The sequence below is a fragment of the Archaeoglobus sp. genome (assembly GCF_017656475.1).
In the GTDB taxonomy this organism is placed as follows: Archaea; Halobacteriota; Archaeoglobi; order Archaeoglobales; family Archaeoglobaceae; genus Archaeoglobus.
In genome coordinates, this window is sequence record NZ_JACDNT010000024.1 from 1 (window position 1) to 18,177 (window position 18,177).

Annotated in this window: 23 protein-coding genes and 1 tRNA gene; 3 read left to right on the forward strand and 21 right to left on the reverse strand. The window is 45.9% G+C overall.

Going from position 1 to position 18,177, the window contains the following annotated elements; translation table 11 throughout:
- Window positions 1–321 precede the first annotated feature (321 nt).
- The 8 genes from H0Z19_RS07865 to H0Z19_RS07900 form a co-directional block, all read right to left on the reverse strand.
- Entirely contained in the window at window positions 322–774 is a 453-nt protein-coding gene (locus tag H0Z19_RS07865; RefSeq protein WP_290725499.1) for a hypothetical protein, read from the reverse strand.
- 6 nt (window positions 775–780) lie between these two features.
- Entirely contained in the window at window positions 781–1,251 is a 471-nt protein-coding gene (locus H0Z19_RS07870; RefSeq protein ID WP_290725501.1) for a hypothetical protein, read from the reverse strand.
- Window positions 1,252–1,260: 9 nt separating this feature from the next.
- Window positions 1,261–1,689 carry a hypothetical protein gene (locus H0Z19_RS07875; RefSeq protein ID WP_290725504.1) on the reverse strand — a complete coding sequence of 143 codons (429 nt, stop codon included), beginning with the start codon at window positions 1,687–1,689 and terminating at the stop codon, window positions 1,261–1,263.
- Window positions 1,690–1,693: 4 nt separating this feature from the next.
- Window positions 1,694–2,125: a hypothetical protein gene (locus H0Z19_RS07880; protein ID WP_290725506.1), complete on the reverse strand. Its 432-nt coding sequence runs from the start codon at window positions 2,123–2,125 to the stop codon at window positions 1,694–1,696.
- 74 nt (window positions 2,126–2,199) lie between these two features.
- Window positions 2,200–2,649 (reverse strand): hypothetical protein, encoded by a 450-nt coding sequence (locus tag H0Z19_RS07885; RefSeq protein WP_290725508.1) that lies wholly within the window; start codon window positions 2,647–2,649, stop codon window positions 2,200–2,202.
- Window positions 2,650–2,651: 2 nt separating this feature from the next.
- Window positions 2,652–3,671, reverse strand: coding sequence for a sulfite exporter TauE/SafE family protein (locus H0Z19_RS07890; protein WP_290725512.1), 1,020 nt, complete (start codon window positions 3,669–3,671; stop codon window positions 2,652–2,654).
- 14 nt (window positions 3,672–3,685) lie between these two features.
- Window positions 3,686–4,555, reverse strand: coding sequence for a DUF169 domain-containing protein (locus H0Z19_RS07895; RefSeq protein WP_290725514.1), 870 nt, complete (start codon window positions 4,553–4,555; stop codon window positions 3,686–3,688).
- A gap of 210 nt (window positions 4,556–4,765) precedes the next feature.
- Window positions 4,766–5,704, reverse strand: a complete 939-nt coding sequence (locus tag H0Z19_RS07900; RefSeq protein WP_290725516.1) for a LysR family transcriptional regulator — start codon at window positions 5,702–5,704, stop codon at window positions 4,766–4,768.
- A 123-nt stretch (window positions 5,705–5,827) separates the two neighbouring features.
- Here H0Z19_RS07900 and ribH point away from each other — a divergent pair, with 123 nt between their 5' ends.
- Both ribH and H0Z19_RS07910 read left to right on the forward strand, forming a co-directional pair.
- Window positions 5,828–6,259 carry a 6,7-dimethyl-8-ribityllumazine synthase gene (gene ribH, locus H0Z19_RS07905; protein WP_290725517.1) on the forward strand — a complete coding sequence of 144 codons (432 nt, stop codon included), beginning with the start codon at window positions 5,828–5,830 and terminating at the stop codon, window positions 6,257–6,259.
- Complete coding sequence (locus H0Z19_RS07910) at window positions 6,240–7,379, forward strand: pyridoxal phosphate-dependent aminotransferase (RefSeq protein ID WP_290725519.1); 1,140 nt, start codon at window positions 6,240–6,242, stop codon at window positions 7,377–7,379. Before ribH ends, H0Z19_RS07910 begins: the two co-directional genes overlap by 20 nt.
- 24 nt (window positions 7,380–7,403) lie before the next feature.
- On the opposite strand, the gene H0Z19_RS07915 is transcribed toward H0Z19_RS07910, so the two are convergent.
- From H0Z19_RS07915 to H0Z19_RS07955, 9 genes are all read right to left on the reverse strand, one after another.
- Complete coding sequence (locus H0Z19_RS07915) at window positions 7,404–8,303, reverse strand: cation diffusion facilitator family transporter (protein WP_290725522.1); 900 nt, start codon at window positions 8,301–8,303, stop codon at window positions 7,404–7,406.
- Window positions 8,304–8,312: 9 nt separating this feature from the next.
- Window positions 8,313–9,470, reverse strand: a complete 1,158-nt coding sequence (serB, locus tag H0Z19_RS07920) for a phosphoserine phosphatase SerB (RefSeq protein ID WP_290725525.1) — start codon at window positions 9,468–9,470, stop codon at window positions 8,313–8,315.
- Window positions 9,471–9,533: 63 nt separating this feature from the next.
- Entirely contained in the window at window positions 9,534–10,133 is a 600-nt protein-coding gene (locus H0Z19_RS07925) for a hypothetical protein (RefSeq protein ID WP_290725555.1), read from the reverse strand.
- Complete coding sequence (locus H0Z19_RS12045; protein WP_010879631.1) at window positions 10,100–10,270, reverse strand: 4Fe-4S binding protein; 171 nt, start codon at window positions 10,268–10,270, stop codon at window positions 10,100–10,102. Before H0Z19_RS12045 ends, H0Z19_RS07925 begins: the two co-directional genes overlap by 34 nt.
- Window positions 10,227–10,598 carry a helix-turn-helix domain-containing protein gene (locus tag H0Z19_RS07935; RefSeq protein ID WP_365892565.1) on the reverse strand — a complete coding sequence of 124 codons (372 nt, stop codon included), beginning with the start codon at window positions 10,596–10,598 and terminating at the stop codon, window positions 10,227–10,229. The genes H0Z19_RS12045 and H0Z19_RS07935 overlap by 44 nt, the downstream gene beginning before the upstream one ends.
- A gap of 14 nt (window positions 10,599–10,612) precedes the next feature.
- Window positions 10,613–10,930 (reverse strand): thioredoxin, encoded by a 318-nt coding sequence (gene trxA, locus H0Z19_RS07940; RefSeq protein WP_290725527.1) that lies wholly within the window; start codon window positions 10,928–10,930, stop codon window positions 10,613–10,615.
- Complete coding sequence (locus H0Z19_RS07945; RefSeq protein WP_290725529.1) at window positions 10,917–11,186, reverse strand: MJ0307 family thioredoxin; 270 nt, start codon at window positions 11,184–11,186, stop codon at window positions 10,917–10,919. Before H0Z19_RS07945 ends, trxA begins: the two co-directional genes overlap by 14 nt.
- An 80-nt stretch (window positions 11,187–11,266) precedes the next feature.
- On the reverse strand, window positions 11,267–12,325 hold the full coding sequence (locus tag H0Z19_RS07950) for a GTP-binding protein (protein ID WP_290725531.1): 1,059 nt from the start codon (window positions 12,323–12,325) through the stop codon (window positions 11,267–11,269).
- Between the two features lie 60 nt (window positions 12,326–12,385).
- Window positions 12,386–12,976 carry a hypothetical protein gene (locus tag H0Z19_RS07955; RefSeq protein WP_290725533.1) on the reverse strand — a complete coding sequence of 197 codons (591 nt, stop codon included), beginning with the start codon at window positions 12,974–12,976 and terminating at the stop codon, window positions 12,386–12,388.
- A 289-nt stretch (window positions 12,977–13,265) separates the two neighbouring features.
- On the opposite strand from H0Z19_RS07955, the gene H0Z19_RS07960 reads away from it, so the two are divergent.
- A tRNA-Gly gene (locus tag H0Z19_RS07960) sits at window positions 13,266–13,338 on the forward strand.
- Window positions 13,339–13,394: 56 nt separating this feature from the next.
- On the opposite strand, the gene H0Z19_RS07965 is transcribed toward H0Z19_RS07960, so the two are convergent.
- The 4 genes from H0Z19_RS07965 to H0Z19_RS07980 all read right to left on the reverse strand — a co-directional run bounded on the left by H0Z19_RS07965 (window position 13,395) and on the right by H0Z19_RS07980 (window position 18,073).
- Entirely contained in the window at window positions 13,395–13,628 is a 234-nt protein-coding gene (locus H0Z19_RS07965) for a hypothetical protein (RefSeq protein ID WP_290725535.1), read from the reverse strand.
- Between the two features lie 5 nt (window positions 13,629–13,633).
- Window positions 13,634–14,680 carry a hypothetical protein gene (locus H0Z19_RS07970; protein WP_290725537.1) on the reverse strand — a complete coding sequence of 349 codons (1,047 nt, stop codon included), beginning with the start codon at window positions 14,678–14,680 and terminating at the stop codon, window positions 13,634–13,636.
- Between the two features lie 190 nt (window positions 14,681–14,870).
- Window positions 14,871–16,307 (reverse strand): dihydropteroate synthase-like protein, encoded by a 1,437-nt coding sequence (locus tag H0Z19_RS07975; RefSeq protein ID WP_290725538.1) that lies wholly within the window; start codon window positions 16,305–16,307, stop codon window positions 14,871–14,873.
- Window positions 16,304–18,073 carry a chloride channel protein gene (locus H0Z19_RS07980; RefSeq protein ID WP_290725539.1) on the reverse strand — a complete coding sequence of 590 codons (1,770 nt, stop codon included), beginning with the start codon at window positions 18,071–18,073 and terminating at the stop codon, window positions 16,304–16,306. The genes H0Z19_RS07975 and H0Z19_RS07980 overlap by 4 nt, the downstream gene beginning before the upstream one ends.
- Between the last annotated feature and the right edge of the window lie 104 nt (window positions 18,074–18,177).

The window sequence follows — 18,177 nt, forward strand, 5'->3', positions numbered from 1 at the left end:
ATATTTTAGTGTTATGTTTTAGATTTATAGGTTTTGGTAATGTGGACATACCCAATTACCTAATAGCAAATCTATAGAAGCGAAGTACTGTCTATTATAATGATAATGTTTATGTGTATATAATCAAAAAACTTAAATACAGGGATAATTGTGCTAATTTTATGAGTTTGAACTCGTTATTAATAACGGTTGATATTTTCGGACATACGTTGTCCCTAAACATTCCAGCTTGGCTGGTAGACTTTCTGAACTGGTTGCTGTCGCCTCTTGGAAAGCTTCTGGGTGCAATTTTAGGTCTCAACTAATCTAATTTTTTTACGACTATGTGTAAACCAGAGAAAGTTTCTGCCCAATTTTCGCTAAAGCGGCAAACATCCACTTGAAGAACTGCAGTGCGTGGTATGTCAGGCTTGGAGCCTGCGCCTCGCAGTAACCTCCAGCCTGAATGCACTCATACGCTTTCCTCCATATGTATGCAATACCCCACTGAGCATCATCATCCCCAAAAACGTACGTGGCGTTCCCTGCAACCTTCTGCCAGATACCTACACTGTATCTCATCAGCGTATCATTTGCTGCCACGACATTCACTGTATCCCTGAAACCCTCAGAGAAGTACTTCAAAAAGCCTGAGAGGTAGTAAATGTTTTCAGCAGTTTTATTAGCAATGGTATCGTTTTCGGCAATAATTCTGAAAATCTCTGCGTTGAGCATGAAAAGACTCTGGAAGAATTCTATGAAGTACGAGAAAGCCATCCAGACGTCCAGCGGCATTTTTTATCACCCCGGAAAATAGCCCGGAAAAACCTTGAGGGCGTCTGACACTAGAATCACTAGGTGTTTTGCGGCATAATACAAGTTGGACACGAACTCCGGATTGTTTGAGACGTTTACAGTCATGGCCTTCAGCAAAAAGGCATTTCCGTAATTCCCCGAAACATCACCGAATATGTAAGTCCCGTTCTTCGCAGCCACTTCCACCACTTCAGCGAATTCGTTCTCAAGAGTGGAATTGTGGTTTATCTGCCAGATAAAACCGCTTTCATCGAAAAGGAGTTTTCTGAACCATGAAATTGCTGCATCAACATGGTACCATATCTCCCAGAAGCTCTGGTAGCTTCCCCTTGAGGAGTTGACAGCTGTCTCGTTGTTCCCCACGTACTTTAGATAGATGAAGAAGTCACCCAGGGCTCTGAGAAGTGCGGAAAGTCCCTGGAGCATTACACCGCCAAGCTCGGACACTGTAGGCATCTCATCACCTCACAGGTATTCTAAAGCCTTTACGAAGTAGATTATTGTATTATTGAGCGTCCTCGCAAAACCTACCGCCATTTTCTCTGAAAGCTGCTTGTTCTGCGTCAGCTCAATGTAGGAGTGCTTCGCAATGTAGGCCATCCCGCTGTTTCCTTCAGCGGTACCGAAGAAGTGGTATGAGTTTTCGGACAATGTATTGAGAAAATCCGTGAAATTGGACAAAACAGTTGTATTGTCGGCAGTAACACCCATAATTGCAGCGAGAAACTTGGTTCCCCAGAGTAAAACTGAAAGCTGGCCGTAGATGAAGTCTGTGTGCTCAGGAATCAAATGCTTATTTATTGGCTCAAGAAGTCCGTAAATCAGGACATAGAAGTCTGATATTGGGTTGAGAATCGCATTGAGCGCAAAGTCTGTTGCACTTGCTATTGCCATACAATCACCTCAGTGTCGCATTAATATTTTCCAGCATCCTCATCCCAACCTCCACACCGGTTCTTGCCATCTCCCACACTTTCACGGCAAAATCTTCATCAATCATCTCAACAAAGTGCCTCATAACGGCAGAGAGGCCTTTCTGGCCGGTCTCATTACCAAAAATCGTTTCGGCATTACCTCCTATGTAGTTTATCGCGTAACTTATGTTTTTCATCGCCGAAACATTTCTGCTCGCAACGTCCAGAGAGCCACCATCCCCCACAAAAGGTTTGGTGAACCAGTAACCAAATCCGGCTGCGTGAATTGACACATTCCATATAGCGGCAACATCAACTGAATTGTTGAGCAGCAGCCTGAAGGAATTCATAAGCAGCTCGAAATTGGTCAGAACAAGCTGCATTAGAACGTTGGCGAAGTCAGCGGCGTTGGCCATCAAACACATTTATCATTATCTTCTAAAAAACTTTTCGTACTGTTAGAATTAAAAGTTATTATGAGCATCAACAGTTAACCAAAATTTCTACGTGTTTCCTTTGCCTTCTTCCACGCATTGAAGCTGTCGATGACAAAGCTCAATCCAAGCCTTGCGGTGAAGTAGGCAATGGCGATGAACATTATGTAGGAAAAAGCCTGAGGGTCTATGAAAAAGGTTGTCAGGAGCATGTAGGGTGTCAAAAGCAAGAAGAAGAGGGATGTGGAAAACATCATTTTCCTGAAAAACAGGGGCCAGTACTTCTCGTTCGCCATCCTCTGGAACCCCTCGTAAGCCTCCCTGTCGTTCATGGCTATTGCAAGAATGGACAGAGCGTAGTACTCGTTCAGCTCAGCTTCTGCCCTCTTAATTTCATCTACAAATCCTTTGAAGAACTTATTAAGGAGTAAGGATTCCAGGCGCTCCGTCAAAACAACAGCCGCTGCAGTTGCGGCAATAAAAAAGTAAAGAAAAGGCGGGTTCATGCTTACGGCGGGAGATGGATTCCAAAGAATCCTGCGGCAATGTATCTCGTTCCAACGTAGAACGCCAGAGCGCCGAACATTGCGAACAGCACGTCCATCGGCAGGTACTTCTGCGTCCTTGGCCCGATGTAGCTGCCTATCAGAATGCCAGCCCAACCGATCACGATTGGCCACACGAACTGAACTCCTCTAGCCAACCATCCCGCAAGTGCCGAGCACTGGTTGAGGAAGACTGTTAAAGCTGAGACTGCTGGAGTGATGTACATAGGCCATCCAAGAGCGGTGAAGAACGGAACGATCATGAACCCTCCACCGACACCGATCAACGCGGCTATGAATCCGATGAGGAGTCCGTAGAAGAACGGCAGGTAGTTTTTAGCCACGAAGTGCTCACCAAAGAAATCAAACTCGACTTTGCTGAGCGAGTACTTTACGTTGGTAATACCTTCAAGCTCATGCAACCTTCCACTCTTTCTGAGCTCCTCAACTCTCTGCTGGAACCTCTTTGCGGCCTCTCTTCCCTTTGACTTCGATGCTTTAGCCCTGGGAGTTATCTGGTAGAACATGTAGAAGGAAACGGCCCATGTGCAGAGTCCGAAGAGACCTTTGTAGAGAGCAACTCCAAGCTTCCCGCCGGTTCCCCAAACTGCAACCTGCGCACCAATGACCATTCCGAGACCCATTGCAATGGCAGCAGGCCAGACGAGCCTCTTCTGTGTGTACCAGTTTATTGTGCTTGAGAGGGAGTTGAGCCAAGTTATTGCGGTGTTCGAGAATCTTATGTGGTCTGTGAGGTATTTTCCAGCATCATTGTACATTCCAATGCTGATGCTCTTACCTTTCAGCTTGCTCGCCCAGTTACCGATGCCGAGAATTGAAATGTGCCCAACACCAGCCATAATGCCTCCGAATGCTCCAACAGTGGAGAAAATCCAGCCAACCCAAATACACCACAGCAGATAAACGACTGCGTTTATTTTTATTGTCTCTCCCGCTATTTCCATCCATGTTACGTCTATCAAACAGCACCACCTCCTTATTCGTCTTCTTTGGGCTTCCTGAAGAGCAGGAAGTTGCAAAGCTTGCATATATTGAAGCCCGGATATGTTTCACCGGTTCTCGGAAAGCTCGCACCACCGTACTTTGCCGTTCTCTCAAGCAGTCTGACTATGTAAGGCTCGAACTGCTCCCACGGGACGTAAACGTTTATCTCTCCCTGCTCGGTCTTGCCTGAAGTGTAGCTGCTGCTGCACATCGGCACAACGTTGATCTTCCTGTTGTTGTACGTCCAAACAGCCCCTCCGCACACCGCTGAGTTCATCATCAGGTTAGGCTGGACGGGGTGCACATCCATCGCAGAAGCCCAGTCGTTGTAGATGTGGTAGCTCTGCAGAACGTCGCAGATTATGTGGATCAAGTCTGGCTCAAACTTTGCCTTGTGCAGAGGTGCAGTAGCGAAGGCCACCAGCCCTTCAGGAAGTCTTGGTTTTGTTTTCACGAATTTCTCCGCCTGTTCTCTGTCCCTTACGTACTTTACGTGGCTCTTAATCTCCTGCTCATCTAAGTCCTTCCATCCAAACAGATATCGAGCGTTACTGCATCCCAGAGTTCTCTTATCTCCAAGCAAGACATCGCCGCGCTGCCTTGAGGCTGCTGAGAAATGGCAGAACGTAAACGGATTGCACGCTACCAAGTATTCATGCTCCGCCTTGAACTTCTCCACTTCTCCCTCATCGTAGAAGAATTTCACTGCCACCGGGTAGTACTTTAGTTTCAGCAAGTTTCTCAGAATGAAGACCATGTCAGCCTTGCTCAGTCCCTGCTTGTCCCTCTTCAACAGCATTGTTTCTGCAAACTTCCTGTCGTTCAGAAGAGTCTCCGTATCCAGCACCACCTCTTGCGTCATAAAGCTCGCTTGGACAGCCACTTTTTAAAATTTTCGAAATTTTCTAAATATGTTTCGAAATTTTTTGAAATTACGGAGTTTTTGCTTACCGAAAATCGGCTTTTAATTAAAAGACTAAATTTTCTTAAAAATTTGTTAACTGGAAGAAAGTATTTGAATCAATAAAGAAAAGATAGTGAAATCTTTTTCAAAATATTCGAAATTTTAGAATTATTCAAAACATCTGCACTGCGTTGCAAAATCCTCGAAAAGCTGCCTTCCCTTGGCCAGAATGAATTCGTAGTACTCTCTCATCTTTTTACTCTCAAGAGAAAGCTTTGAGGAGACGAAGTAAATGTTTCTCTTGGATTTAAAGCCTTCGATTTTCCTCATCTTGATTAACCCAACCTCACACGCCTTGCATGCGGCTATGAAGGACGTTATGGATATTCCAATACCGCTGCTGACCGCGTTTATCTTTGAGTAGAAATCGCTAACCGTATAGGCAATATTCAGCTCGCTGAGCTTCACACCGCTCGATATCAGAGCTTTTTTTGTGCTTGTGGTAATCCCATAGTTATCGTTCAGCATTACTATCGGATATTTTGTAACATCTTCCAGCGTGACAATAGACTTCTCAGCAAGCTCATGATCTGGTGGTGTGATCAAAACGAGGTGGTCTTCGCCGAGGATATCGCAGTTAAGCCTGTCGAACTCCAGGTATTCGTCGAGAATATCTCCGGCTATGGCAAAGTCGAACTCGCCACTTAATACACCTTTAACGCATTCATGCGCCCCTCTGAGAGCAACATTGACCTCAAGCTGTGGGTAGCTGGATTTGAGCAGAGTTTGAATTGCGTGGACTATATTCAACCCAACCATTCCGGAGGCGATGGTTATCTTATCACCTCTAATGTTTGAAATCAGCTTCCTCGTCTCTTCAACACTGCTCAGAATGGATTCCATGTTCTTAATAGCAATCTTCCCTTCATCAGTCAGCTTTACACCGTTAGTCCCTCTTTCAAGCAGTTTGGCACCATAAAATGATTCTACCGAGTTAATCTGAAAGCTTACGGAGCTGACAGACATTCCCAGGTTTTTGGCAGCCTTCTTCAAGCTTCCCGACTCAACAACCTCCATGAAGGTTTTCATGAAGTCAAGCCTGACCATAATTCGAATTTTTTGCATAGGATTTTAAAATTTTTTGAAGTTCTATTATCCGTGATAAATCGAGTCAATGCGATTCCCTAAATTATTATATAACTCAAAGAGATTCATGACAGGTGGTTTCAAATGGAGAAGGTTAAACTCGGAATGGTCGTGGCTGAGTTCAACAGGGACATCACATACATGATGGAGATTCTCGGTAAAGAGCATGCTGAGTTTCTTGGGGCTGAGGTCAGCGAGGTCATCAGAGTGCCCGGCACCTTCGACATTCCGATTGCCGTAAAGAAGATGCTTGAAAAGGGGAAGGTTGACGCTGTTGTTGCCATAGGCTGTGTTATTGAGGGGGAGACCGAGCACGACGAAATTGTTGCCCAGCATGCGGCAAGAAAAATAATGGATTTGAGCCTTGAATACGGCAAGCCCGTCACTCTCGGCATAAGCGGGCCTGGAATGGGCAGGATTGCAGCTACCGAGAGGGTTGACTACGCCAAGAGGGCGGTTGAAGCTGCTGTCAAGCTCGTAAAGAGGCTGAAGGAGTATGATGCAGAGAGGAGCTAACAGGATTGAGGTAGTTCAGCCCTCCGCAACGCTGAGAGTATCAACGATGGCAAAGGAGCTGAAGAGAGAGGGGAAGGACGTAGTCGACATGAGTGTTGGGGAGCCCGACTTCCCCACCCCAGATTTCATCATCGAAGCCGCTTACAAGGCGATGAAAGAGGGAAAGGTTTTCTACACTCCAACGAAAGGTGTCCCGGAGCTGATTGATGCCATCGTTGAGAAGCTGAGGAATGAGAATGGCATTGAAGTTTCTGCGGATAATATAATAGTGACTCCGGGGGCAAAGTATGCGATCTTTGAGGCAATGATGTGCCTTCTGCAAGAAGGTGATGAAGTCATCTTGCTCGACCCCTCATGGGTGAGTTACGAGGCCTGCATACTGATGGCCGGAGCAAAACCAGTGTGGGTGCCGCACGAAGAAGGTTTTGAGGATGCTCCGATTGAGGACTACATAACCTCAAACACGAAGATGATTGTTATAAACACTCCAAGCAACCCGCTCGGTGTTGTGTATCCAAAGGAGTTCCTCAAGAAGGTAAGGGATCTGGCAGTTGACAGGGATTTGCTTGTCATGTCAGATGAGATATATGAAAAAATAATCTTCGAGGGTGAGCATTACAGCCTTGCAGCTATGGATGGAATGCTTGAGAGGACGATAACCATCAACGGCTTCTCAAAAACTTACTCAATGACTGGCTGGAGACTTGGTTATGCAGCAGCTCCTGAGTGGATAATCAAGCTGATGAACCGCATGCAGAGTCATTCTGTGAGTCATCCCACGTCATTCGTCCAGTACGCTGGTGTAGCTGCATTAAAGGGTGACCAGAGCTTCATAAATGATATTGTAAAGGAGTTTAGGGCGAGAAGGGACATGATAATGACGAAGCTTGACGAGCTTGGAATAAACTACGCTCCGCCAAAAGGTGCGTTTTACATCTTCATGGATGTCAGGAGAGACAGCAACGAGTTCTGCGAGGAGTTTCTGAAGAGAGAGTACGTTGCATTAACACCTGGTTCAGCATTTGGTGTTGCATACAAGAGCTGGGTGAGGCTCAGCTACGCCACCTCGCGGGAGAGGATATCAGAGTTTTTGAGAAGGTTGGAGAGGTTTTTGAGTTAATCCATTTTTACTTCTTTTTCTACTTCAGACATCCTCTCTTCTGCCCCCTCGTAAACTGAAAACGTCTTCGGAAGTGTATATTTTTCTCCTCTCACCTTTGTGCGGGCAGAAGTGGATTGAAACGTGCTTGACTTCAGGATGCTTGTCCATTATGGCCTGAGCTATCTCGAATGAAAGTTTGTCTGCCTCGTTTACAGTCATACTTCCGTCAACAGTCACATGCATGTCGAGATGGACTGAATCTTCTCCTGTATATACTCCAACCATATCGTGAATCCCTTCAACACGGTCTATTTTCATACATGTGTCCTCAACGCTCTGGTAGAACTCATCCGATGGGGACATTCCGAGGAGCACTCTGGCATTTTCTTTAACGAGTTCAAATGAGTTGTAGAAGATTATTAAGGCAATCAAAATGGTGGCAACACCATCAAAAATGGTGTATCCGGCCCAAACCAGAGTTACGCCAAGAATTGCAGCCACCGTTGATAGCGAGTCGTTCAGACTTTCGACAAGCAATGTTCTGTTTAAAATCCCACTCCTCCTTGCGGATATACCAGCAGCTAAGAGTAGCAGAAGCAGAACAACAACCTCTGCACCTATAGCAACCTCGAAGTTCTTGTATGCTGAAGAGGGGTTTAAAATCTTCAGGATTCCTTCTTTCATCAGCTCAAAGAACATGAATGTGATGAATCCGACACCGACCACAAGTGAAGCAACATTCTTTGCCAGTTCATGGCCGAATGGATGAGTTTTATCGCCCGCCTTCCTCGAAAACCTTTCGGAGAAGATTAGAATTAAAATCATTGTTATGTCGATTACTGAATGGAAAGCATCACCAAGTATTGCGGTAAATCCCGAAACGTGGTAGGCATAAATCTTCACTCCGAGCGTAAGTAGGTAAATCACAAGAACGGATTTCATTATACTCTATTATACTCTCTTTTTAAACTCCGCTGGCAGCTTGAGAACACTCGCAAGCCCAACAAGGTTCTCCTTGGAGATGCTTCCGTCAGCCACCTCCTTCAGCACCTCCTTGGCGTTGAAGGCTATCCCCAATCCGGCTTTTTCTATCATAAGTCTGTCGTTAGCGCCATCACCCACTGCAACAACGTTTTCCGGGCTGATACCTTCCTTTTTCGCTATCTCCTCCACAATCCTTGCCTTCTCTTTCGCATCAATAATTCTCCCTTTAATTCTGCCCGTGAGCCTTCCGTTCTCTACTTCAAGCTCATTTCCAAATGCATAATCAAGGCCGAGTTCCTCTTTAAGTCTGTCGGTAAAGTAGCTGAAACCTCCGCTAACCACCGCAACTTTGTAACCAGCCTCTTTCAAGCTCCTAACAAGCTCCTTGGCACCTTCCGTCAGCTTTATTCTGGAGTATATTTTCTCAAGCACCTCCACCGGCAGACCCCTCAAAAGCTTGACTCTCTCCTCAAGTGCCTCTTTAAACCCTATTTCACCCCTCATAGCCCTCTCTGTCAGCTTGGAAACTTCCTCCCCCACACCAGCTTCTCTGGCAAGCTCGTCAATTATCTCAGCCTCAACGAGCGTTGAGTCCATGTCGAAGACGATCAGCCTTTTCTCTCTCCTGAAGGTAGAATAGGGCTGCATCACCAAATCGAGTCCGAGTCTTTCAGCCTCGCCTCTCAATCTCCTCCTTACTTCCGCAGCATCCTTGTTTCCCAGATCAACGAGGAACTCAATTGAAATAAGCTCCTCTCTTGCTGTGAGCGTTGTTTTCTCAATGTTTATGCCAAAGTCGAGGAAAATTTTTGTGATATCCCTCATTATTCCTACTCTATCTTTGCCAAGAATTGTGACGACGTACAGGTTTTTCTCATCCTCTTCTTTCCTCTGGAAGGGCGTGAGGCTGACGTTTACTCCCACATCTTCAGCAGCTTTCTGTACCTCCTTCCTCACACAGCTTTCATTCTCGACCTCAGCCACGATGAACATGACAAACATCCCCTGCAAAACGGTCTGCTCAATGTCCACTATGTTTGCTCCGCAATCAGCGAGAGCCTTTGATATTCTGTAAACTATTCCGGGCTTGTCTTCTCCGTACACTGAAATCGCAATCAGTTTCACAAACTTGTCTTAAAACTCACCAAATTTAAAGGTGTTGTGTAGGGATGTCAGTAAAATGGAATTCTAACTACGCTGATTCTCCAAGAGCATTGCAAAAAACCTGTTTATCTCATAAAGTGGTGCCTTAGCTCTCCCAAAAGCACCGCATCCGACCGTTGGGCTTATCAAACCCGCTCCCTTCATCTCGGCTATTACAACTCCGCCATCTCTTCCGTACTTCATCGAGATGTCCACTATGTCCTCCCCGCAGATTATGAGGTTCTTACTCCTATCAACCATTTCTTCGAAAATTTTGGCAAACTCCTCAGCCCTTTCCTCACCAATCGCTTTGAAATATCTTTCCACAGTTTTTCTCCAGTCTCCCCGTCCTTTCTCGACGTCCTCTATGAAAAATCTCACTATGTATGGTATTTCCATATCTTCAACTGCAAAAAATCGCATTTTCCAGGAGAGGGAATCGTGAAAAGAGCTTACCGGAAGTGCAAGCCTAAAGTAATCAAGAGTTAAGGCAGTTTCAACGTCGAGCTCATCTTTCGGAATTCTACCTTTCTTCCAGTACTTTCTAAGCAGTACAACTGCCTTTCTACTCTCATCATCTCCACCGAGAAGCTTGATTATTTCATCGAAGCTCAGTCCATAACTATGAGCGCCCCGTACGGGCATGCTTTCACACACTCGTAACACTCCTTGCATTTGCTCTGGTCTATTCTTACGACCTTGCCTCCCTCTCTGATTATCGCGTCGGTTGGGCAGACTCTACTGCAGGTTCCACACCCCTGACATCCGAGTACCGCTATCATCTGTGAACTCCTCCAAAGCTTTTCTAACTCTCTCTACGAGAGCCGCTAAAACTTTCTCCACCTCTTCCACAACCTTTTCTTTTGGTGCAGGCCTGTAAATAAAATAATATCCGCCGCCGTTCAGCGGCATCTTAACTCTGTAAGCCATTCCGGCAAGGAGGAGTCTCTGGAGGGATTTGTAAACCGCACTTTCCCCCCTTCCAACGCACTCGCTTATCTCATCGACTCTCTCCTTGCCTTGCAGTAATGCCTCGTAGACCATCACATCCGCTGGCGTTAGGCCGAGAACACACTCAAGCAGGTTTCCGCAGTTTAAGGTTGAAATCATTTCTTTTAGTGATCTCATACTGCTAACGCTTTTTCAATCTCAGCTCTCACTGCATTTTCGGGCATTGCCCCGATGAACCCCCCGACAACCTTGCCGTTCCTGAAGAACAGCACCGTCGGAATGCTCGCTATGCCAAACTCAAAGGCAACGTCCTGATTTTCATCGACATTTAGCTTGTAGAACTCCACGTTTCCGTTGTACTCCTTCGCCAGCTTTTCCAGTATCGGCGAGATGTACCTGCAGGGCATGCACCAGTCCGCGTAGAAGTCCACCACCACGAGCTTGTCGCTCTGAATTACCTCCTTAAACCTCTCACTGTTAAGACGCTCCATACTCCTCACCTCCTTTCAGTTTTCTTATCAATTCTCTAAGCTCACCCTCATCCGGAACGCCGAGGATGAGGTACTTATCGTTAATCACTAAAGCTGGAACTCCTCTTATTCCGAACTTCAGAGCTTCCTTCATACCCTCATCTGTATTAACTGGAAAGTTCATCGCCAGCACACCCTCCTCCTTCGCGACCTTACTAACCACCTTTTCCGCCTTGGGGCAGTACGGGCAGGTTGGGGATGTGAACAACTTCATCATCACCATCTTACATCACCTCAAGCACTACTTGGAGCAACGTATATAAATGCATTTACCGGTTTTGACAAAAACGGTAAAAACTATGCATAGATAGTGACAACATCGCCATCTTCAACGACGTGCTCTAAACCAACTCTCTGGCCATCGAACTTGACAGACTTTCCCCAAACCTTAGCATAGCGGAAGTTCTCAACAAAATCGCGGTGGAGCTTCTTGCAAATGTCCTCTACTGTTGCGCCTCTCCTCAAAATCATTGGCTCGTTGAAGTCTGCCTTCCCACCGGGCGGTTTGAGGAAAACTCTGATAAAATCGAGCTTCCTGTAAATCTCCTCCTTCAGCAGGTCGAGGTTTGTTCCCTTCTCGGCCGAAACTTTAATGGCGTTGTCCACATCGACATCCATCAAATCGATTTTGTTAACAACAGTGAGAGAAGGTATGTAAACCCTGTTGCCAGCCAAGGCATCGATGAATCTTTCAATCGTTATCTCTTCCCTTATAACAACATCGGCGCTGTGGATCTTATACTCTTTCAGAATGCTCGTTATAGTTTCCTCATCTATTTGAAGCGGGACTGTGGAGCTTATCCTCACGCCGCCCCTCTCCTTCTTCCTGATTACAACGTCGGGAGGTTTCTGGTCGAGCCTTATCCCTCCCTCGTAAAGCTCCTTCTTGACAATCTCAATGGTGTGAAGGTTGAACACGTCAGCGACAATTATTATCAGATCGGCAACCCTGACAGCAGAAATTACCTCCTTGCCCCTCCCCCTGCCGCTTGCAGCCCCCTCAATTATTCCGGGAACGTCAATAATCTGGATTGACGCCCCCTTGTAGTTCAATATCCCCGGGACAGGCTTTAATGTGGTAAAATCGTAATCTGCAACCTCACTTTTCGCCCCGGTTAGCCTGTTGAGCAATGTTGATTTCCCAACTGACGGATAGCCGATTAAAACTGCAGTTGCATCTCCCTCTTTTTTCAGAGAAAACGCTTGCCTCCCTGTTTTTGCTTTCTGCTTCTCAGCCTCCTCTCTCAGTCTCGCAAGTTTTGCCTTCAACCTTCCGATGTGGTGCTCAGTTGCCTTGTTATAGGGAGTTCTCTTTATCTCCTCTTCCAGCGCTCTGATTTGCTGTTCGATGCTCATTGAACTTATTGAAGAATGAGGATTAAAATCATTTATCCGGAATTTGGTTGTGTTTAATCATTACTCCCTACCGACCAAAAAGTTGTCGCTCATCTCAACCGTGCCACCATCTATTGAGAACCTAAGTTTTGCAATGTATGAGCGATAAGCCAGATAGGACTCGTCTCCGGACTTTATCTCAATGAATGTGTCGTGGAAAGGGAACAGGATGTTTGGGGCTTCTCCAACGGTGCACGTGCAGAGAATTCCGTTTTCGTGCTCTATTATGAACTCAATAGCCTTGGATAAGCTCTGTCCGAAGATTTCGAGGAAGTTAACGCCAAAGGAAATAATTAAGACGTTTCCTAAGGGAAGAGTCTTTACCAGCTTGCTTATGTCGTCATATACGTCATATCTCGCCACTACATCAAGAAAATAGCAGTCCTTTTTTGCTCCCACAGTCACAGCATTACCGCTCACTGGGAAGTCAAACTTCTTGCCGAGGTAGTTAATTCTCTCAACAGCTGCATCTGTCCAGAGTACCCACAAGGGCTCGCCGAATTGCTCAGTGAGCCATTTCATTACGGTGAAAAAACTAACCATGTCAGGAAAGGAAATCATAATCCTGTCCCCGTTCTCTGCCTTGTTGAAGACATTCTGAATTACTTCCATATCCAGCGTATGGTGATTAAAAAATAAGGTTTTCCCATAAAAAAGAAAGTGCAAAAAAGTAATTCTTTTCGTTAAATTTCTCCCATCCATACAGAGTTGGGGATTTCGAGGATGCTGTGCGGAACAGTCTAAAGCGAGATTTCGATACTGACCTCCTACCATCGTAAACTCAATATTGCAGCCTAAGTCCAGCCATTTGCAGCCTTTTCATCCCATGGTTTTACAACTAATTTACAACCCAAAAACACCAACGAAAGGCTTATTAATCAGTGGATGGAAGAGCCTTCAAGCGCCGATGGTGTAGCCTGGTAACACAGGGGCTTGCCGAGCCCCTGCCCCGGGTTCAAATCCCGGTCGGCGCACTTCTTGAAGTGTTTGGCATTGATATCTTCCTCACCTGATTAAAAAAGAGGAAAAATCAGACATTTAAATCAACATTGTCCAAATTCTCGAGTTCTTGGAGAAGTTGCTCAAGTTCTTGAAGCTCCTGTGTTACGTTGATGTCCTCGACAATCTGCTCTGTCTGCTGCTGTGTTGGGTTAAGTTGGGGAGTTTGCTGAGACTCGGCTTGTGGCTCTGTCTGCTTCCCCTGGCAACCTGCGAGGAGTAAAGCTGCAAGGATTAAAGCAACCACTGCGATTCTGGGCTTCATAGCTTTCACCCGAAAGTAACTGTTTCATTACCCTCAAACTCGATTTCCTCAGTCATTGGTCCTGTTGGCGTTTGTTTGACTCTGTAATATCCTTCTCCGTTTAGTATGAGTTCACCACTCCCGTGAGCGAGAACTCTGAACTCACCTTCCCCGGTGGCGGTGAAATTCCCTTTCGCCACGATCATCTTCACTCCGGGAGTGTCAACTTTTGTGACAATGACCTCCTCAGGAATTGTTACATCACCATCGCCCTTTATCTGGACTGAAGTGAAGTTTCCGCTGAGCTCGAATGAGCCGTTAACGTAAGCGTAGACGAATCCCGTGTGATACTCAGGTCTTGCCTCCCTTGCCAGTTCCTTTACAATTTCAAAAGCCTCCCTGAACAACTGGTTTATCTCTCCCACCTTCTCTGCAAATTCCGGTGTGCCAGTGTAGTTCTTGAGCTCTTCAACAGACTCGTTTATCTCCTCAATCTTTGCATTCAGCTCGCTTACATTGACTCCTGCAACCTCAAGCCTATCTCTCACCTGTATCAGCCTTTCAAGGATATGTTCGTACTTCTCAACCGCATACTCATGTGCAGCAGACCTCATTTCCTGTCTAAGCTCTCCCCACACCCCCTTGATTTCCGTGGCAACTTCTCTCAGCTCCGTGTAGTTTTGTGAGGCGTTTATTTCGTTTTCGATCTCAGTCAAGTTGTTTCTAATCTCCTGAAGTTTAACAATCAGCCTCTCTTTTGTATCATTGCCGACATTCATGTTCTCGACTCTCGTCTGAACTCTCTCCACCCATCTTTTTGCCATCTCTACCCAGGCCTGCAGGTGTTTTTTCCACGCCTCAAATCTCTTTTCTTCCGCCTGATTTTTTATCTCTTCCACATTCTTTTTGGTCTTGTCGAACCAATCCTTAGCCTTCTGGAAATTTCTGTCAGCATTCTCGAAGTCTGGTTTTCCAATCTGGGGTTTCTCATTCTGTTGCCATGGTGGTGCTGCCGATGCCACTGCCACCAGCATTACCAGCAGGATACCCAGCAAGCCCAATCTCGTTTTCATTTTTCACCACCTCAGTAATTTGTTGTCCCCTTAATTTATAACGAAACTTTTTCCCACATACCATCTAAAACCACTCTATGAAGTTCAGAAACTTTATGGACCTTCACGAAGCTTTACAGGAAAGATTCTGTACCTTTAACTTGCAGTTTCGCCGATCAAGTCAACTAAACGCCTTTTTTGACTTAAAGAATTAAGAATTCTTTTTATAAAATCCGAAGTTCAAGTCTCTATCCTGAATGTAGCTTTTATTTAGCAAAGCTGCAATCTCAGCTTTCATTAACTCCCTGCCGAGATAAGCTGCGTGGTCCAGCCTTGAGAGTAGATTGTGCCTTATGGCAGTGTCAGCAATCTCCTTTGCCTTTTCACCAACAATAGTCATTTTGTCGTGTTTGCAGATTATTTTTCCATCAAAAACATGGATTATGAAGTCACCAAGGGGATCCCTCACAAACTCTTTACTCTCTTCGCCCCTCACAAAATTATCAAGTTCGACCCTCTCCGCATACCTGACCTTCTCTTTAAGGGCCAGGAGGCTTATGCCAGCATCCTTGGGGGGAGAACTCCTTATTCTGGCTGCTTTTGCGAGATATGAAGCAAGTTTCATTTCCCTGACGCTACCGTGAGTCTTGGGGCTTGCTTCCGTCGTGAACAGCAGGTTGCAGTTAAGCTCTTCAGCGATAAACGCCAGCAGAGCATTAATTCCAATTGAATCCGCATCGCTTAACTCAGTAACGTTTCCCGCTCCAAAAAGGACGGGCGTCTCTTCATCGCGCATTCTGAACTCCGAGTATCTTACTATCGAATCTGCAACTTTAAGCGGTGGATCCAGGACGGGGTCAGCAATAACCTTTTCTACCCTTCTTTTGACCTTCTCTACCAAGTTTACCAGAGACTGAACATCTCTATCCACTACAACTACTGCTTGGTCTTCGATCAGGTCGAGAGACTCAAAGTTATCCTTTGAAATGCTCATAACCATGTCAACGCCGTGCCTTACGCCAATCTCAATGCCCCTCTTGCTGAAAGTGTCGATACTCAGCGGCAGCTTTGAATAATCAACAGCCACCTTAAGAGTTCTGGATAGCCACTCCTCGTTGAACTCAAGGGGAACACCTATATCGATGATGTCAGCACCGCTCTCTGTGTAGTGGTCAATTTTTGCCCTTAAATCGTCGAAGTCGCAGAAACTTGCTATTTCCGCGACAACCTTCATTCTGCTGTTTCCACCGACTTTAACACCGCCTATGTCAAAAGCAAAGTTTTCGTCAAGGGCATCTATTTCTCTGATTGTTTCCGCAACCTTCAGTGATTCTACAAGCCTGCATGCAGGAATTTTGTGGGAGAACTCGATTTTATCAAGAAGCTTTAACACATGCTGCAGGTCGTAAGCATGGATTGGGCCAAGTCTCACCTTAACACCCTTTCTTCGCTCGAAATCCTCCCAGTTGCAGTTGTAAGTCAGTCCGGGAACGAGAACGAGGTCGTAACCGCTGAAATCCTCATTTTCAAGCATTGATGGGGTTATGAATGCTGCAACGTCGATGTTGCACACTCTGACATCGGCCCCCTTTCCGTATTTCCTTACCATTTCTTCAGCCAGCTTACCTGTTACCAGCAAAACCCTCATGAAACAATCCTCTTAACTTCTCTCGCGTGTGCCTTCATTATGTCGCTCCTAGTAATAAGTCCCAAAAGCTCTCTCTCGTCTTTGCGATCAACCACTGGTAGTCTGCCCACACCCTTGTCAACTAATTTTATCAGAGCTTCCTCAAGAGTTTCGTCAGGATACGTGACGATTAGGTCTCTCGTCATAATGTCCCTCACAAGCGTTTTATCCCTCTCCTCCAGTGGAACTCTCTCGACATCCTCAAAAGTAACCATTCCGACCAGTCTGCTGTTTATTACAACTGGAAAACCCATATGGCCAGTTTTCTCAATCATCTCAAGGACTTCACTGACTCTTTGGTAGGGTGTAACAACCACAAGCTTCTCTGCTGGCACCATTGCATCTTTAACTTTTACATTTTCAAGAACATCGATGGACATCTCCATTCTATGTGCAGGACTCTCAGCCCTCGTCGCAACCTGCTCAGCGTAGATTGAATAATCTCCAGCGAGGTAGTATGCGAGAGTTGCAGATGTCATCAGAGCGGGAAGGAGCGAGTATCCACCACACATCTCAAGAACCATCAAAATCGCTGCAATTGGAGTTTTAGCCACCGCTGCAATAAAGGCGGACATTCCTATTAGAACGAACGCCTCAGGTTGAACTACAATGTCAGGAAATAGGTAGTGGAAGGTGTAGCCAACAAAACCACCCAGCATGCTTCCTATTACTATTGAAGGAGCAAAAACACCTCCGCTACCTCCAGTCCCCACTGTTAGGGAAGTTGCAACAATTTTACCAAAAATCAGCAGAAGCATGATGGAGACTGCGAGTTTACCGTCGATAGCCATCTGAACATAGCCATACCCCATCCCCAGCACTCCTGGCAGAAAAAGACCTATAATTCCGGTAAAGAATCCTCCAATTGCCGGTTTGAGGTAAGGTGAGATGCCCACCTTTTTTGAATAGTTGTGTACGGCGTAAAAGACCTTGACATACAGAATACCGAAAAATGCCGCAAGAACCGAAACCACCGCGTAAATCGGAAATTCGAGTGGTGAATGAATTGTTACCTGCGGAATTTTGAAAATCGGTAAAACTCCAAAAGGTGTGTTGGCAAAATTGCTCATCATTACGTCGAACACTACAAAGGCCACTATGGAGGATACAAAAGCCGGAACTATTGCCTCAACCTCGTTATCTCTCCTGTAGAGCACCTCTATTCCAAAGATTGCTCCCCCAAAAGGGCTTCTGAAAATGCCACCAATTCCTCCAGCGACACCGCAGATGACCAGAATCCTTCTATCCTTGTCGGAAAGTCTTAACGCCTCCCCGATGAAAGATCCAAAACCCGCCCCAATCTGGGCTATTGGCCCCTCTCTTCCCGCACTACCACCGCTACCGATGGTGATTGCAGAGGCAACTGTTTTAACAATTGGGACTCTGGCCCTTATAACACCTCTCGCCCTGTGAAATGCCCGTATCACAGCATCAGTTCCGTGACCCTCCGCTTCGGGCGCATACTTATAGACGATTAGACCGCTGAGCAACCCTCCAAGTGCGACAACTACTGGAAGTGGAAGGATTCCCAAGTGGAAGTCTATCTTGACAATTTCCGCCTCCCCTCCGGCAAGAGGTGGATTGAAGTTATCCAGACCTGCAAGGAAAAATTTAGTGGACAGATCAAGCAGGAAATAGAAGATAAAAGCTCCTAAGCCTGAAATAACTCCTACAGCAGCTGCCAGAAGTATGAGGTATTTTGAGCTTAAAGGTGCTCTTCTTTTCACGGTCTTCTTTTGCTTTTGCCGTGATGATATACTTTTCTGTAAAGGTTTTTGTTTTTTCAAAGAGGTTCATAAGCTCGTAGTAAAAGATAGCTATTGAGCTCTTG

What these genes read in the sequence shown, in the direction of transcription:
- H0Z19_RS07865 (WP_290725499.1), bottom strand. Translation starts at nt 774, where the DNA reads ATGCCGCTGGACGTCTGGATGGCTTTCTCGTACTTCATAGAATTCTTC.
- H0Z19_RS07870 (WP_290725501.1), bottom strand. Translation starts at nt 1,251, where the DNA reads ATGCCTACAGTGTCCGAGCTTGGCGGTGTAATGCTCCAGGGACTTTCC.
- H0Z19_RS07875 (WP_290725504.1), bottom strand. Translation starts at nt 1,689, where the DNA reads ATGGCAATAGCAAGTGCAACAGACTTTGCGCTCAATGCGATTCTCAAC.
- H0Z19_RS07880 (WP_290725506.1), bottom strand. Translation starts at nt 2,125, where the DNA reads ATGGCCAACGCCGCTGACTTCGCCAACGTTCTAATGCAGCTTGTTCTG.
- H0Z19_RS07885 (WP_290725508.1), bottom strand. Translation starts at nt 2,649, where the DNA reads ATGAACCCGCCTTTTCTTTACTTTTTTATTGCCGCAACTGCAGCGGCT.
- H0Z19_RS07895 (WP_290725514.1), bottom strand. Translation starts at nt 4,555, where the DNA reads ATGACGCAAGAGGTGGTGCTGGATACGGAGACTCTTCTGAACGACAGG.
- H0Z19_RS07900 (WP_290725516.1), bottom strand. Translation starts at nt 5,704, where the DNA reads ATGGTCAGGCTTGACTTCATGAAAACCTTCATGGAGGTTGTTGAGTCG.
- ribH (WP_290725517.1), top strand. Translation starts at nt 5,828, where the DNA reads ATGGAGAAGGTTAAACTCGGAATGGTCGTGGCTGAGTTCAACAGGGAC.
- H0Z19_RS07910 (WP_290725519.1), top strand. Translation starts at nt 6,240, where the DNA reads ATGATGCAGAGAGGAGCTAACAGGATTGAGGTAGTTCAGCCCTCCGCA.
- H0Z19_RS07915 (WP_290725522.1), bottom strand. Translation starts at nt 8,303, where the DNA reads ATGAAATCCGTTCTTGTGATTTACCTACTTACGCTCGGAGTGAAGATT.
- H0Z19_RS07925 (WP_290725555.1), bottom strand. Translation starts at nt 10,133, where the DNA reads ATGCCCGTACGGGGCGCTCATAGTTATGGACTGAGCTTCGATGAAATA.
- H0Z19_RS12045 (WP_010879631.1), bottom strand. Translation starts at nt 10,270, where the DNA reads ATGATAGCGGTACTCGGATGTCAGGGGTGTGGAACCTGCAGTAGAGTC.
- H0Z19_RS07935 (WP_365892565.1), bottom strand. Translation starts at nt 10,598, where the DNA reads ATGATTTCAACCTTAAACTGCGGAAACCTGCTTGAGTGTGTTCTCGGC.
- trxA (WP_290725527.1), bottom strand. Translation starts at nt 10,930, where the DNA reads ATGGAGCGTCTTAACAGTGAGAGGTTTAAGGAGGTAATTCAGAGCGAC.
- H0Z19_RS07945 (WP_290725529.1), bottom strand. Translation starts at nt 11,186, where the DNA reads ATGATGAAGTTGTTCACATCCCCAACCTGCCCGTACTGCCCCAAGGCG.
- H0Z19_RS07950 (WP_290725531.1), bottom strand. Translation starts at nt 12,325, where the DNA reads ATGAGCATCGAACAGCAAATCAGAGCGCTGGAAGAGGAGATAAAGAGA.
- H0Z19_RS07955 (WP_290725533.1), bottom strand. Translation starts at nt 12,976, where the DNA reads ATGGAAGTAATTCAGAATGTCTTCAACAAGGCAGAGAACGGGGACAGG.
- H0Z19_RS07965 (WP_290725535.1), bottom strand. Translation starts at nt 13,628, where the DNA reads ATGAAGCCCAGAATCGCAGTGGTTGCTTTAATCCTTGCAGCTTTACTC.
- H0Z19_RS07970 (WP_290725537.1), bottom strand. Translation starts at nt 14,680, where the DNA reads ATGAAAACGAGATTGGGCTTGCTGGGTATCCTGCTGGTAATGCTGGTG.
- H0Z19_RS07975 (WP_290725538.1), bottom strand. Translation starts at nt 16,307, where the DNA reads ATGAGGGTTTTGCTGGTAACAGGTAAGCTGGCTGAAGAAATGGTAAGG.